This window comes from Streptomyces sp. NBC_01717 (genome assembly GCF_036248255.1).
Classification (GTDB): Bacteria; Actinomycetota; Actinomycetes; order Streptomycetales; family Streptomycetaceae; genus Streptomyces.
Genome location: NZ_CP109178.1, coordinates 1,106,350 through 1,121,939, shown reverse-complemented (window position 1 = coordinate 1,121,939; position 15,590 = coordinate 1,106,350). Strand labels below are relative to the sequence as shown.

The 15,590-nt window shown below is 68.3% G+C and carries 10 protein-coding genes; 8 read left to right on the top strand and 2 right to left on the bottom strand.

The features are described 5' to 3' along the window. The first annotated feature begins 399 nt into the window (after positions 1 to 399). The 7 genes from kdpF to OHB49_RS05255 all read left to right on the top strand — a co-directional run bounded on the left by kdpF (position 400) and on the right by OHB49_RS05255 (position 8,897). On the top strand, positions 400 to 489 hold the full coding sequence (gene kdpF / locus OHB49_RS05285) for a K(+)-transporting ATPase subunit F (protein WP_037823947.1): 90 nt from the start codon (positions 400 to 402) through the stop codon (positions 487 to 489). A gap of 7 nt (positions 490 to 496) precedes the next feature. After that, a complete protein-coding gene (kdpA, locus tag OHB49_RS05280; protein WP_329158345.1) occupies positions 497 to 2,161 on the top strand; it encodes a potassium-transporting ATPase subunit KdpA in 1,665 nt (554 codons plus the stop codon). Beyond that, a complete protein-coding gene (gene kdpB / locus OHB49_RS05275; protein ID WP_329158343.1) occupies positions 2,158 to 4,293 on the top strand; it encodes a potassium-transporting ATPase subunit KdpB in 2,136 nt (711 codons plus the stop codon). The genes kdpA and kdpB overlap by 4 nt, the downstream gene beginning before the upstream one ends. Positions 4,294 to 4,298: 5 nt before the next feature. Next, positions 4,299 to 4,973: a potassium-transporting ATPase subunit C gene (locus tag OHB49_RS05270; RefSeq protein WP_329158340.1), complete on the top strand. Its 675-nt coding sequence runs from the start codon at positions 4,299 to 4,301 to the stop codon at positions 4,971 to 4,973. Positions 4,974 to 5,088: 115 nt separating this feature from the next. Beyond that, positions 5,089 to 5,772, top strand: a complete 684-nt coding sequence (locus OHB49_RS05265; protein WP_329158338.1) for a response regulator — start codon at positions 5,089 to 5,091, stop codon at positions 5,770 to 5,772. A gap of 68 nt (positions 5,773 to 5,840) precedes the next feature. Then, positions 5,841 to 8,387 (top strand): sensor histidine kinase KdpD, encoded by a 2,547-nt coding sequence (locus OHB49_RS05260; protein ID WP_329158336.1) that lies wholly within the window; start codon positions 5,841 to 5,843, stop codon positions 8,385 to 8,387. A 165-nt stretch (positions 8,388 to 8,552) separates the two neighbouring features. Further along, entirely contained in the window at positions 8,553 to 8,897 is a 345-nt protein-coding gene (locus OHB49_RS05255; RefSeq protein WP_329158335.1) for a hypothetical protein, read from the top strand. A 93-nt stretch (positions 8,898 to 8,990) separates the two neighbouring features. Here the strand turns inward: OHB49_RS05255 and OHB49_RS05250 are convergent, their stop codons facing one another. Together OHB49_RS05250 and OHB49_RS05245 are read right to left on the bottom strand one after the other, a co-directional pair. Beyond that, positions 8,991 to 10,940, bottom strand: coding sequence for an amino acid transporter (locus OHB49_RS05250; RefSeq protein ID WP_329158334.1), 1,950 nt, complete (start codon positions 10,938 to 10,940; stop codon positions 8,991 to 8,993). 228 nt (positions 10,941 to 11,168) lie between these two features. Beyond that, on the bottom strand, positions 11,169 to 12,743 hold the full coding sequence (locus OHB49_RS05245; RefSeq protein WP_329158333.1) for a Na+/H+ antiporter: 1,575 nt from the start codon (positions 12,741 to 12,743) through the stop codon (positions 11,169 to 11,171). A gap of 258 nt (positions 12,744 to 13,001) precedes the next feature. Here OHB49_RS05245 and OHB49_RS05240 point away from each other — a divergent pair, with 258 nt between their 5' ends. Beyond that, a complete protein-coding gene (locus OHB49_RS05240; RefSeq protein ID WP_329166366.1) occupies positions 13,002 to 15,551 on the top strand; it encodes a sensor histidine kinase in 2,550 nt (849 codons plus the stop codon). The last annotated feature ends 39 nt before the right edge of the window (positions 15,552 to 15,590 follow it).

Below are 15,590 nucleotides of genomic sequence, written 5' to 3'. Positions count from 1 at the left end.
CACGGGTGGGACCTGGAGCCGGGCCGACCGGGTGGTCCTGGCGACCACGTGCCCGGGGCTGGACCTTCTCATGACGGGGGCGCAGCCGCATCGGACAGTTCGGCCCGAGGTGACCGGAAACCGACGGGCCGGTGGACCGTGGGCCGCCGTCCGAAGTACTCAGGACCTGCTTGTTCCGGGGCCCGGGGACGGCTGCGTAAGAGGCCCGTCAAGAGAGCACCCATGGCCGTAAGGGACCCGTCAACGGTGCGCGTGGTCGCTCAGAGCCGGGGTTTCCTCTAACCGTCCGTTCGATCCGAATCTCATCTAGGAGCACACGGTGGCCGACATGGCCTTCGTCGTCACCATGATCGCGGTCTTCGCGCTGGTGGCTCTCGTTGCCAAGGGGGTGGCGAAGCTGTGACTGCCGAGAACGTTGTCGGTCTGATCGTGGCCGTCGCTCTGCTGGGCTATCTCGTCCTCGCCCTTCTGTACCCGGAGAGGTTCTGAGCCCGATATGAGCCCCGTCCTTGCTGGTGTGCTCCAGCTGCTCGCGCTCGTGGTGGCGCTGGGTCTGGCGTACCGCCCCCTCGGCGACTACATGGCCGCCGTCTACTCCTCGAAGAAGCATCTGCGGGTCGAGAAGTGGATCTACAAGTCCATCGGCGCGAATCCTGATACGGAGATGCGGTGGCCCGCTTATCTGCGTGGTGTCCTGGCGTTCTCCGCGGTGAGCGTGCTGTTCCTCTATCTGCTGCAGCGTGTCCAGGGCAGTCTGCCCGGCTCGCTCGGCTTCGCCTCGATCGATCCGGACCAGGCGTTCAACACGGCGGCGTCGTTCGTCGCGAACACCAACTGGCAGTCGTACTACGGCGAGCAGGCGATGGGCCATGTCGTGCAGACCGGTGGTCTGGCGGTGCAGAACTTCGTGTCGGCCGCGGTGGGTATCGCTGTCGCGGTCGCGCTGGTGCGGGGCTTTGCCCGTTCGCGTACCGGTGAGCTCGGCAACTTCTGGTCCGACCTGGTGCGGGGCACCGTGCGGATCCTGCTGCCGATCTCGGTGGTGGGTGCGGTTGCCCTGGTGGCGTGCGGTGCGATCCAGAACTTCTCGGGTATCCACGGGGTCGGCCAGTTCCTGGGCGGCTCGCAGCAGTGGAACGGTGGTGCGGTCGCTTCGCAGGAGGCGATCAAGGAGCTGGGTACCAATGGTGGTGGTTACTTCAACGCCAACTCGGCGCATCCGTTCGAGAACCCCAACGGGCTGTCGAACCTTCTTGAGATCTTCCTGATCCTGGTCATTCCGTTCGCGTTGACCCGTACGTTCGGCCGGATGGTGGGTTCCCTGAAGCAGGGGTACGCGATCCTGGCGACGATGGGTGTGATCTGGCTGGGCTTCACCGCGTTGATGATGTGGACGGAGTTCGCCCATCACGGGCCGGCGTTCGACATCGCGGGTGGGGCGATGGAGGGCAAGGAGACCCGGTTCGGGGTCGGTGGTTCGTCGATCTTCGCGGTGGCCACCACGCTCACCTCGACGGGTGCGGTGAACTCCTTCCACTCCTCGTTCACCGGTTTCGGCGGCGGTATCACGATGCTGGGTATGCAGCTCGGTGAGATCGCTCCGGGTGGTACCGGGTCGGGTCTGTACGGCATGCTGATCATGGCGATCATCGCGGTGTTCATTGCGGGTCTGATGGTCGGTCGTACCCCGGAGTATCTCGGTAAGAAGATCGGTACCCGTGAGATCAAGCTTGCGGCGTGCTACATCCTGATCACTCCGGCGCTGGTGCTGTGCTTCACCGCTGCGGCGATGGCTCTGCCCACTCCGGTCAACTCGATGACGAACTCGGGTGCGCACGGGTTCTCCGAGATTCTGTACGCGTACACGTCGGGTGCCAACAACAACGGTTCGGCGTTCGCGGGTCTGAACGCGGACACGCAGTGGTTCAACACCACCATCGGGATCGCGATGCTGTTGGGCCGGTTCCTGCCCATGGTGTTCGTTCTGGCGCTGGCGGGTTCGCTCGCGGAGCAGAAGCCTGTCCCGGCGACCGTGGGCACGCTCGGCACGCACAAGCCGCTCTTCACCGGTCTGCTGGTCGGCACGATCCTGATCGTCACCGGTCTGACCTTCTTCCCGGCGCTGGCACTGGGACCGCTCGCCGAGGGGCTGGCGTCATGACCACGAAACTGAAGCAAGAGGACTCGATGTCCACCATCACTCCGACCCGCGCGCCGCACCAGGACGCGCCTACCGGGCACAAGCCCGACAGCGGGCGCGTCGGCGGGGGTCTGTTCGACCCCAAGCAGCTGCTCAAATCCTTCCCCGACGCGGTACGCAAGCTCGACCCCCGGGTGATGATCAAGTCGCCGGTGATGTTCGTGGTGCTGGTCGGTTCGGTGGTCACCACCGTTCTGGCCGCCATGGACCCGACCGACTGGTTCGGCTGGGCGATCGCCGCGTGGCTCTGGCTCACCACGATCTTCGCCAATCTGGCGGAGGCGGTCGCCGAGGGCCGTGGCAAGGCTCAGGCCGACACGCTGCGCAAGGCCAAGACCGACACCGTCGCGCGCCGGCTGTCCAAGGACGGCAGGACCGAGGAGCAGGTGCCCGGCACCGATCTGCGCATCGGTGACCTGGTGGTCTGCGAGGCGGGCGACATCATCCCCGGCGACGGTGACGTCGTCGAGGGTGTCGCCAGCGTCGACGAGTCGGCCATCACCGGGGAGTCGGCGCCGGTCATCCGGGAGTCGGGTGGCGACCGCTCGGCCGTGACCGGTGGTACGAAGGTGCTCTCCGACCGCGTCGTCATCAAGGTCACCACCAAGCCGGGTGAGACGTTCATCGACCGGATGATCAGTCTGGTCGAGGGTGCCTCCCGGCAGAAGACGCCCAACGAGATCGCGCTGAACATCCTGCTCGCGTCCCTGACCATCGTCTTCCTGCTCGCGGTCGTCACCCTGCAGCCGTTCGCGATCTACGCGGGTGCCAAGCAGTCGATGATCGTGCTGACCGCCCTGCTGGTGTGTCTGATCCCGACCACGATCGGCGCGCTGCTCTCCGCGATCGGTATCGCGGGCATGGACCGCCTCGTCCAGCGCAATGTGCTCGCCATGTCGGGACGCGCCGTCGAGGCCGCCGGCGATGTGTCGACGCTGCTGCTCGACAAGACCGGCACGATCACGCTCGGCAACCGGCAGGCCGCCGAGTTCGTACCCGTCAAGGGCACGACGGAGGCCGAGCTGGCGGACGCCGCACAGCTCTCCTCGCTCGCCGACGAGACGCCCGAGGGCCGCTCCGTCGTCGTACTGGCCAAGGACAAGTACGGGCTTCGCGAGCGTCACCAGGGCGAGCTCGTCGGGGCCGACTGGGTCGGCTTCACCGCACAGACCCGGATGTCGGGTGTGGACGTCGAGGGGCGCAGGATCCGCAAGGGTGCGACCGGCTCGGTCGTCGCCTGGGTCGAGGAGCGGGGCGGCACCGTCTCGCCGGACGCCCGCACGCTCACGGACCGGATCTCCCAGGCGGGCGGCACGCCGCTGCTCGTCGCCGTCGACGACGAGCAGGGCGCCCGGGTCCTCGGCGTCATCCATCTCAAGGACGTCGTCAAGGAAGGGATGCGGGAGCGGTTCGACGAGCTGCGCCGGATGGGCATCCGGACCGTGATGATCACCGGTGACAACCCGCTGACCGCGAAGGCCATCGCCGAGGAGGCGGGGGTCGACGACTTCCTCGCCGAGGCCACGCCCGAGGACAAGATGGCCCTCATCAAGCGTGAGCAGGCGGGCGGCAAGCTCGTCGCGATGACCGGTGACGGCACCAACGACGCGCCCGCGCTGGCCCAGGCCGACGTCGGCGTGGCGATGAACACCGGTACCTCGGCCGCCAAGGAGGCCGGGAACATGGTGGACCTGGACTCCAACCCGACCAAGCTCATCGAGATCGTGGAGATCGGCAAGCAGTTGCTGATCACCCGCGGCGCGCTGACGACCTTCTCGATCGCCAACGACGTCGCGAAGTACTTCGCGATCATCCCGGCGATGTTCGCGGTGGTCTACCCGGGCCTGGACAAGCTGAACATCATGCAGCTGTCCTCGCCGGAGTCCGCGATCCTGTCCGCGGTCATCTTCAACGCGCTGATCATCATTGCGCTGGTGCCGCTCGCCCTGAAGGGCGTGCGCTACCGGCCGAGCAGCGCCGACTCGATGCTCCGCCGCAACATCGGGATCTACGGCCTCGGCGGCCTGGTCGCCCCGTTCATCGGCATCAAGATCATCGACCTGCTCATCTCCCTCATTCCCGGAATCGGCTGATCGCGATGAACAACTCTGTCAACAGCACCGCACGGCTGGTCGGGGCGGCGTTCCGCGCCCTGCTCGTCCTGACCGTGGTGACGGGCGTCCTCTATCCGCTCGCTGTCACCGGGGTGGGCCAGGCCCTGTTCAACGACAAGGCCAACGGGTCCGAGATCACGGCGAACGGCAAGGTCGTCGGCTCCGAACTCATCGGCCAGACGTACAACCTGCCGAAGAAGGATCCCGACGACGCGGAGGAGTCGGCCCGTCCCGACCTGAAGTGGTTCCAGCCGCGTCCCTCCAACGGGCTGGGCAGCAACAGCGTCAACACGCAGTACTCACTGATCCTTTCCGGTGCGACCAACCGGTCCGGCGACAACAAGGACCTGATCGACTGGGTCACCGCCGCCAAGGCCGCCGTGGTCAAGGACAACTCCACAGCCTCGTACAAGGTGAAGCCCTCGGACGTGCCGGCCGACGCCGTCACCTCCTCCGGCTCGGGTCTGGACCCGCACATCTCCCCGGAGTACGCCGAGCTCCAGGTTCACCGCGTCGCAGAGGAGAACAACCTCGACGTCAAGCAGGTCGAGAAGCTCGTCGCGGACAACACCGACGGCCGGACCCTCGGCTTCGTGGGCGAGCCCCGGGTGAACGTGCTCAAGCTCAACATCGCACTCAGGGAACTCACCGAGAAGTGATCGTCTTACGCCGGTGGGCGGAAGCCGCCGGCCCGAGGAGTTCCCTCGAGCCGGCGGCTCCTTCCTCAGCCCATGACGCGACGCTCCTCGTGCACAGCAGAAAGGCGGCACAGCCATGACTCGGGTGCTGGTGGTGGAGGACGAACTACAGCTCGTACGGGCTCTCGAGATCAATCTCAAGGCACGCAAGTACGAGGTGGACGCAGCCTCCGACGGCGAGACGGCCCTTCGGCTGGCCGCCGTGTGCCCTCCGGACGTCATACTGCTGGATCTCGGTCTGCCCGACATGGACGGTATCGACGTGATCAAGGGACTTCGCGGCTGGAGCCGGGCGCCGATCCTCGTGGTCTCCGCCCGACGGACCTCCGACGAGAAGGTCGTAGCACTCGACGCGGGCGCCGACGACTACATCACCAAGCCCTTCAGCATGGACGAACTGCTGGCCCGGCTTCGGGCCGCATCCCGTCGAGCTGCGGCTGTGCGGGCCACCGATGATTCGGTGATCGTCGCGACCGAGACATTCACCGTCGACCTGCTGACGAAGAGGGTCAAGCGGGAGGGGCGGGATGTCCGCCTCACCCCGACCGAATGGCATCTGCTGGAAGTGCTGATCCACCATCGCGGGCGACTCGTCGGCCAGAAGCAACTGCTGCAGGAAGTGTGGGGCCCCACCTACGGCACGCAGGCCAACTATCTCCGTGTCTATATGGCCCAGCTGCGCCGCAAGCTCGAGGCAGACCCCTCGCATCCCCGGCATCTCATCACTGCCCCAGGTATGGGCTACCGCTTCGAGATGTGAGGCGCGCCGCGGTCCGGCCGACCGCGGCGGACCTGTAAACAAGCCCCTCAACTGCAAAGATCGGAACCATGGGACGCGGCAAGCTCCGGATCTACCTCGGCGCGGCACCCGGTGTCGGCAAGACATACGCGATGCTCTCCGAGGCGCATCGCCGGATCGAACGCGGCACGGACTGTGTGGTTGCGTTCGTGGAACACCACAACCGGACCCGCACCGAGGTGATGCTGCACGGCCTCGAGCAGATTCAGCGCCGCGAGATCGAGTACCGCGACACAGTCTTCACCGAGATGGACGTCGATGCGGTGCTGGAGCGCCGCCCGGCCGTCGCCCTCGTCGACGAGCTCGCCCACACCAATGTGCCCGGTTCCCGCAACGCCAAGCGCTGGCAGGACGTCGAAGAACTGCTCCAGGCGGGCATCGACGTCGTCTCCACGGTCAACATCCAGCACCTGGAGTCCCTCGGTGACGTGGTGGAGTCGATCACGGGCGTACGACAGCGCGAGACCGTCCCCGACGAGGTCGTCCGCCGCGCCGACCAGATCGAGCTGGTCGACATGTCACCCCAGGCACTGCGGCGCCGGATGGCTCACGGCAACGTCTACAAGCCGGACAAGGTCGACGCCGCGCTGTCCAATTACTTCCGGCCCGGCAACCTCACGGCGCTGCGAGAGTTGGCGCTGCTGTGGACGGCGGACCGGGTCGACGAATACTTGCAGGAGTACCGCACCGAACACCGGGTCTCCAAGATCTGGGGCTCCCGGGAACGCATCGTGGTCGGCCTCACCGGCGGACCTGAGGGCCGTACGCTCATCCGCCGTGCCGCCCGGCTCGCCGAGAAGGGCGCCGGCGGTGAGGTGCTCGCGGTCTACATCGCCCGCAGCGACGGCCTGAGTGCCGCCTCGCCCAAGGAGCTCGCGGCCCAGCGGACCCTGGTCGAGGACCTCGGCGGCACGTTCCACCACGTCATAGGCGATAACGTCCCGTCCGCCCTGCTCGACTTCGCGCGTGGTGTGAACGCAACCCAGATCGTGCTCGGCGTCAGCCGCCGCAGGACGTGGCAGTACGCCTTCGGCCCCGGCGTGAGCGCCACCGTCGCCCGTGAGTCGGGACCCGACCTCGACGTCCACATCGTCACCCATGGAGAAGCAGCCAAGGGCAGGGGCCTGCCCGTGGCCCGTGGCGCCCGCCTGGGCCGAGCCCGGATCATCTGGGGCTGGCTCGTCGGTGTCCTTGGCCCCGTCCTGCTCACTCTCCTGCTCAACGGCCTCGCACCAGAGGTCGGCCTCGCCAACGACATGCTGTTGTTCCTGACGTTGACGGTGGCTGCGGCGCTGGTCGGCGGCCTTCTCCCGGCACTGGGCTCTGTCGCCATCGGCTCACTGCTGCTCAACTACTACTTCACCCCGCCGCTGCACGAGTTCACCATCTCGGACCCCAAGAACATCGTCGCCATCGTGATCTTCGTCGGCGTGGCCGTCTCGGTCGCCTCTGTCGTGGACCTGGCCGCCCGCCGCACCCATCAGGCCGCCCGGCTGCGCGCCGAGTCCGAGATCCTCTCCTTCCTTGCGGGCAACGTGCTGCGTGGCGAGACGAGCCTGGAATCGCTCCTGGAACAGGTGCGCAAGATCTTCAATATGGAGTCCGTGGCGCTGCTGGAACGCGAAAGCGACGTCGATCCTTGGACCTGCACCGGCAGCGCAGGGGCGGCCCGTCCGCTCGTACGCCCCGAGGACGCGGACGTGGACATGCCGGTCGGCGATCGCATGGCACTGGCCCTCTCCGGCCGTGTCCTGCCCGCGGAGGACCGCCGTGTGCTGGCTGCCTTCGCCGCCCAGGCAGCCGTGGTACTCGACCGCCAGCGCCTGGTCGGGGAGGCGGAGCACGCTCGTGAACTGGCCGAGGGCAACCGCATCCGCACTGCCCTGCTTGCCGCGGTCAGTCATGACCTGCGTACGCCACTGGCCGGCATCAAGGCCGCCGTGTCCTCCCTCAGGTCCGACGACGTGGAGTGGTCCGAGGCGGACCACGCGGAGCTCCTCGAAGGCATCGAGGCGGGCGCGGACCGGCTCGACCACCTTGTCGGCAACCTCCTCGACATGTCCCGCCTCCAGACCGGAACGGTCACCCCGCTCATCCGCGAGATCGACCTCGACGAGGTCGTCCCGATGGCGCTCGGCGGCGTACCGGAGGCCAGCGTCGTCCTCGACATCCCGGAAAACCTTCCGATGGTCGCGGTCGACCCGGGCCTGCTGGAACGCACCGTCGCCAACATCGTCGAGAACGCGGTCAAGTACGCCCCCGAAGGTGAGCCCGTGGTGGTTTCGGCCAGTGCGATCGCCGACCGTGTGGAAGTCCGGGTGACGGACCGCGGTCCAGGAGTCCCGGACGAGGCGAAGGGCCGGATCTTCGCACCGTTCCAGCGCTACGGAGACGCCCCGCGCGGGGCGGGCGTCGGCCTCGGTCTCGCGGTCGCCCGCGGGTTCGCAGAGGCGATCGGCGGCACGTTGACCGCCGAGGACACCCCCGGCGGCGGCATGACCATGGTCTTGACGCTGCCTGCCGCGGTCGGCCATCCCGCGGCCCACCCGGACCTCCCGGCTGCGGCCACATCCTGAAGGGGGCGCTGCGGGACGCCGTTCATGGTGACGGTTGCACATTGCGATGAGCTTCGAGCATCGGGAAAGCTGCCCACGCCGGGCGGACAGCAGAGAGACGCCCTGCGGGGATACGCCAGGCCCGGGTGGCAGGCCCGGGCCAAGACCATTGGGAGGTTGCCCATCATGACTGACTCCGACCTGTCCGTCCTGCGGGAACGGGCCGAGAACGGTGACGAGAGTGCGGTCGACGAGCTGATCGAGCTCGCCACCGAGCTTGACGACATGGGCGAACTGCGACGCCTCGCCGACAAGGGCAACGCCACCGCTGCCGACCAATTGATCGAACTTGCCACCGAGCACGGCGACATGGATGAGCTGCGTCGTCTTTCCGACGGCGGCAACGCCACCGCGACCGATCAGTTGATCGAGCTCGCCACCGAGCTTGACGACATGGGCGAACTGCGACGCCTCGCCGACAAGGGCAACACCACCGCCGCCGAGCAGCTCATGGAACTCACCGCCGAGTAGCTGACTGTCGGCGATCCTCGAACGGTCATCTGATGGCCGAGGTTCGCCCGACCTCGGAAGGCCCGGTCGACTCTGCCGTTCAGCTCGCCCGGCTCAGCCGACGTGGACACGAGGGCGGCGGGCCCGGTCGGGTTCGGCCTCGCGGAGGACCTCACGGGTGACGGGGGCGACCTCGCCCTGGCCGAAGAGGAAGAAGCGGAGGAAGTTGGTGAAGGGGTTGCCCTCGGTCCATTCGAAGTAGATGTGCGGGGTGCACCCGGTGGTGTCGCGGACGTGCAGGAGCAGGGCGGCGAGGGCGTTGGGGATGGAGGAGCTCTCCAAGGTCAGGACGCGGTAGCGGCCGTGCAGGACCTCGCCACGTACGTTCAGGCCCGCCTCGAACTCCGAGGGGTCGAGGACGGTGACCTCGACGAAGACGAAGTCCTCCGGGGTCGGGACGTCGTTGTCGTGACGGATCTGCTCGATCTTGTTGCGGTACTCGGCTCTGTCGCGGTTGTCGGGCTCATTGGCGATGAACCGGATTCTGCGGCTGGCGACGTCCCGCACGAAACGTTCCGCCATGTCGTCCATGGTCACGCTGGTGACCCGCAGCTCGAAGGCGCGGGCGAGTCGTGAAAGCAGTGAGACGAGGATGATCCCGGCGATGAAGCAGGCACCGATCTTCACACCGTCGGGGCGCTCGATGACGTTGACCACGGTGGTGTAGAGGAAGATCGCCGAGATGACGGCGAACGCGATGGTCCAGTTGCGCTGGCCGGCCTTGCGCGCGGCGATGGTGACGGCGATGGCGGCGGAGCTGATCAGCACGAGGACGCCGGTGGCGTAGGCACCACCCTGGGCGTCGACGTCGGCGTCGAAGATCCATGTGACCAGAAATGCCACCAGGGTGAAGACGATCACCATCGGGCGTACGGCGCGCGCCCAGTGCGGGGCCATGCCGTACCGGGGCAGGTAGCGGGGCATCAGGTTGAGCAGGCCGGCCATGGCGGAGGCGCCGGCGAACCACAGGATGGCGATGGTGGAGACGTCGTAGACCGTGCCGAAGAAGTTTCCGAGGTACTCGTGCGCCAGGTACGCGAGTGCGCGGCCGTTGGCCTGGCCGCCCGACTTGAACTCCTCCTCCGGGATGAGCACGGTGGTGATGAAGCTGGTGGCGATCAGGAACACGCTCATGATCACCGCGGCGGTGGTCAGCAGTTTCTTCGTGTCCCGGATACGGCCGGTGGGCTTCTCCTCGGTGTCGTCGAGGTCGCCTTCGACGTGCGGCATGACCGCGACGCCGGTCTCGAAGCCGGACAGGCCAAGGGCCAGCTTCGGGAAGACCAGCAGCGCGACGCCGACCATGGCGATGACGTTGCCGTGCTCGGTGGTCAGGGCGCTGGTCCAGTCGGTGACCACGTGCGCGGCGGTGGCGACGTGCCACAGGCCCACCACCACGACGACGACGTTCAGGGCCAGGTAGATCCCGACCAGAACGACGGCGACGCCGATGGCCTCCAGGAAGCCCTTGAGGAACACCGCCCCGAGCAGCGCGACCAGCAGCAGCGTGATCAGCATCTGCTTGTCGTGCAGTACATCGGTCAGGTGCGGGTTCTCGACCAGGTGGGTGGAGGCGTCCGCCGCCGACAGCGTGATGGTGATCAGGAAGTCGGTGGCGGCGAAGCCGAGCAGCGTCAGGACGAACAGCTTGCCTTTCCAGAACGACAGCAGCCGTTCCAGCATCGCGATCGATCCCTCGCCCCGCGGGCTCTCCTCGGCCACCCGCCGGTAGACCGGCAGCGCGCCCGCCAGAGTGACGATCACGAGCACGATGGTGGCCACCGGGGACAGGAGCCCGGCCGCAAGGGCGGCGATGCCCGGCTGATAGCCCAGCGTGGAGAAGTAGTCGACGCCGGTCAGGCACATCACCCGCCACCACCGCTGCCCCTTGTGTGCGGGCTCCGGCTCGGCTTGCTTCCCCTGCTGGTGCCTGGCCATGTCGGACAGGCCCTCCAGCATCCACGCCCGCAATCGACTCGTATGGGCGTGTTCGGTGGTGGCCATCTGCGTGCTCTCCTGACGTGCTGCGCGGCGTGCGGATACGGCCATCACGCGGACGGCTGGGTCAGCGTATGCAACCAGTGATCCACAGCCTCAGGGGGGGGCGCGCATGCTGAGAGGAACGTCCCCGTTCGTCCCCGCTGCTCACTGTCGCCGGCGGCGGCAGGGAGGCGATATCAACTCACCGGCGCCCCGGGGCTGCGGCGTCCGAAGCCATCGCGTCAGGAGTTGCTAGGTGTCCGCGAGGCGCGCCTCCTCCAGGTCAAGTGAGCGTTGCAGCCGGCGGCGGGTCGTGTCGCCTATGCGGTGCTCGTCGTACAGGCGCTGGAGCTCGGCCGCCTCCACGGTGATCAGGTCGCGGCGCAGCTGGCGGTAGGTGAGGTCGGCCGATTCTGTTGGGGTCCCGTCGCCGTTGTCCTGTGCGAGCCGGTCGCGGGCGTGGTCGAGTCGGGCCGTCAGACCGCGGCGGAGGCGGTCGAGGACGACGTCCGGGACGGCTTCGAGGTCCGAGATCTCCTCCAGGCGGCTCAGCCCCGCGGTCGCCAGGCTGCAACGGGCCTTGGCCTCCTCCCGTTCCGTGTGGTCGGGTTCCAGTGCGATGCCGGAGCGGCGGACGACCGAGGCGAGGGAGAAGCCCTGAACGACGAGGGTGGCGACCACGACCGAAGTGGTGAGGACGAGTACGAGGGGGCGTTCCGAGAGCGTGGCGCCCGCCTTTGTGGTCACCGGGATCGACAGGGCGGCGGCCAGCGGCACGACACCCCGGGTGCCGGCCCAGGTCAGCACCACAGGCACTCGCCAGTTCATGCGCTGGATGCCGCCCTTGCGCTGCACCACCGCCGAAAGCGGCGCCAGCCACAGCATGCGCATGGCGATCAGTGTGGCGGCAACGGCGAGCGCGTACAGCGGCCACGCCCGGTCACCGTCGGAGAGTGCACGTACCTGGGCCGGCAGGGCCAGGCCGATGAGGCTGAAGACGACACTCTCCAGCAGGAAGATCACGGTGCCGTAGACGGCGTGCAGCTGGAGCCGTATGCGGGCGTTGGTGAGCCGATCGCCCCGGCCGCCCAGGACGACACCGGCGACCACTACGGAGGTCACACCCGACGCGTGTGCCGCCTCGGCCAGAACGTAGGCCGCGTACGGGGTGACGAGGGAAATCACCGTCTCCAGCACCGGGTCCTCCGTACGCCTGCGGATCAGGGCCACCACGCCCGCAACGGCCGCGCCGATGACCATGCCGCCGCCCGCCAGCAGCGCGAACTCCTGTGCCGCTGCACCCCAGCCGACCGCCGCCGATGCCACGGCGACGCTCACCGCGACCCGGAACAGGACGAGCGACGTCGCATCGTTGAACAGGCTCTCGGCCTGGACCAGTACCTGCACCTTGGGCGGCAGCGCCAGTCGCCTGCCCAGCGCGGTGACCGCCACCGGGTCCGTACTGGCCAGCACCGCGCCCAGCACCAACGCCATCTGCCACGACAGCGGCGTGACCAGGGAAGCCACCGCGCCGACCGCTGCCGCCGAGGCCAGCACCAGGCCGATCGACAGCACCCCGACCGGCTTCCACACCACGCGCAGTTCGCGCCAGGACAGCTCCTCGGCGCTCGCGTACAGCAGTGGCGGAAGCACGACGAGCCCGATGATCTCGGGACTGATCTGGATGTCGGGAGTGCCGGGCAGCAGGGCGACCGCAAGGCCGGCGACCACAAGGAGAGAGGGAGCGGGGATCCGCCAACGGCGCGCGAAGGTCGCCACCACAGTGGCGAGTACCACGAGAGCCAGGACCGTCCCTACGCTGCGCATGCCGTTCCCTTGGTCATGAGAAGGAGACCTTGTGGCTCCCTGCCGACCAGACTTCCCGGCGCACCACCTTCACCCTATCGGTCCAGGGCTCGTCAAAGTGGTGTCAACGTCCACGTGACCGGCGCCAAGGTTGCGTCAAGGGGCCCGCCGGGCGACTCGTACAAGCGCTTCGGTAGGAGGGAAGGAACCCTTCCCTCCGGGGAGTTGAACGCCAGTGAGCGGAGCACGTCGGCTGCAATGAGTGACGTACGGGCCAACATGAGTGGCGCATGGACCGGCGCGGGTGAGGTACGGACCGGTGGCGGTGATGTACGTCCCGGACGTCTGAAGGTCTACCTCGGGGCCGCCCCGGGGGTGGGCAAGACCTACCGCATGCTCGATGAGGCGCGGCGCAGGGCGGCACGCGGCGCCGATGTCGTCGTGGGGTTCGTCGAGTGCCACGGGCGCCCCGGCACGGAGGCGATGCTCGACGGCCTGGAAGTCGTCGAGCGAGCCTCGTGCTCTTACCACGGCGGCGAGTTCACGGAGATGGACCTCGCTGCGGTCCTCGCGCGCCGCCCGAAGGTCGCGATTATCGACGAGTTCGCCCACAGCAACGTCCCTGGCGGCGGCCGCAACCCCAAGCGCTGGCAGGACATCGAGGAGCTGCTCGCAGCAGGGATCGATGTCATCAGCGCGCTCAACATCCAGCACCTCGAATCCCTCAACGACGTCGTCGAGAAGATCACCAGGGTGCCGCAGCACGAGACGGTGCCCGATGAGGTCGTCCGCAGAGCCCATCAGATCGAGCTGGTGGACATGCCGCCCGAAGGGCTTCGCCGCCGGATGGCGCACGGCAACATCTATGCGCCCGCGAAGGTCGACGCGGCGCTCGCCAACTACTTCCGACCCGGAAATCTGACGGCGTTGCGTCAGCTCGCCCTGCTGTGGGTGGCCGACCGCGTCGACGAGGCGCTTCAGTCGTACCGCTCCGAGCACGGCATCGGTGGGGTCTGGGAGATTCGGGAGCGGGTCGTGGTCGCGCTGACCGGCGGCCCCGAGGGCGGCACCCTCATCCGGCGGGCCGCCCGCATCGCCGACCGGTCGGCCGGCGGTGACCTGCTCGCAGTCCACGTCACGCGCAGCGACGGGCTCGCCGCGGGCACCTCGCACGCTTCCCTGGTCCGGCAGCGGCGGCTGATCGAGGACCTCGGCGGCAGCTACCACTCCGTGGTCGGCGATGACGTCGCCACCGCCCTGGTGGAGTTCGCGCGTGCCGAGAACGCCACCCAGCTCGTTCTCGGCACCAGCCGCCGGGGCCGCCTCGAACGCTTCGTCACCGGACGCGGCACCGGTGAGACGGTTGTCGAACTCTCCGGCGACATCGACATCCACACGGTCACGCACGAACGCGCCGGGCGCGGCACGCTGCTGCCCTCGCGCAGACGTACTCTGTCGACCGCACGACGGATCGCGGGCCCGGTCGCCGGCCTGCTGCTGCCGGTGGCGCTCACCCTCCTGTTGGATCTGGGCGCAGCCCGGGACAGATTCAACCTCACCAGCGAGGCCCTGCTCTTCCTGCTCGCAGTGGTGGGGGTGGCCTGCATAGGTGGGGTCGCGTCGGCGGTGATCGCATCCGTGACGGCGTCCCTGCTGCTCAACTACTGGTTCATCCCGCCGATCGGGCAATTCACGCTGAACGATCCGAATGCCTTGCTGGCGCTGGCGGTCTTCGCGGTGGTGGCCGCCATAGTGGCTGCTGTCGTCGATCGTTCCCTGCGTCTGTCACGGCGCTCGGCGCGTGCCACCGCCGAGGCGGAGACCATGTCGTCCCTCGCGGGCACCATCGTGCGCGGCGGCGCGACGATCCCGGCGCTGGTGGAACGCACCCGCGAGACCTTCGGCATGGACTCGGCGGAGCTGGTGGACGAGCCGCCCGGAGGGGACGACGTGACGGCTGTACCCGCGGGACCCGGCGCCTTCCTGGTGCTGCGCGGCCGCCCCCTCCCGTCCTCCGAACGGCGCGTCCTGGCCGCCTTCGCGGCGCACGTGGGCGCCGCCGTCGAACGGGCCCGGCTCGCCGAGGCCGCTGCCGAGGTCGAACCGGTCAAGGCCGCCGACAGGATGCGTACGGCGCTGCTGCGGGCGGTCGGTCACGACCTGCGCACCCCACTCGCTGCCGGCTGGGCAGCCGTCTCCTCGCTGCGCAGCCGTGACGTGGAGTTCTCCGACGAGGACCGGGGCGAGCTCCTCGCCACTGCCGACGAGTCGATGGCCAAGCTGAACCGACTGGTGGAGAACCTGCTCGACCTCAGCCGACTGCAGGCAGGGGCGCTCGCCCTGAACCTGCGCGCCACCACGATCGAGGAGATCCTGCCGGCGGCGCTGGCGGACACCCCTGAGGTCGAGGTGGGGGACCTGGAGGAGGTTCCGGCCGTGCTGGCCGACCCGCCCTTGCTGGAGCGGGTGATCGCCAACCTCGCGGGTAACGCCGCCCGTCACAGTCCGGCCGGGCACAAGGTGCTGCTGACCGCCAGCACCCACGCAGGCCGCGTCGAACTGCGCGTCGTCGACCGGGGTCCCGGTCTCCCGTCCACCGACCGCGACCGCCTCTTCGAACCCTTCCAGCGCCTCGGCGACACCGACAACACCACCGGACTCGGTCTGGGCCTGGCCCTCTCCCGGGGTCTGACCGAGGCGATGGACGGCACCCTCACCCCGGAGGACACTCCCGGCGGGGGCCTGACCATGGTGCTGTCCCTGCCGTTCGCCGAGCGGGCCGAGCACCGCGGTGGTACGCAGAGCGTAGGAGGGCGGTGGGCTCGCTGAAGGACGGCTGAAACCCGGTCGGCACGGGCGGCCCCGGCC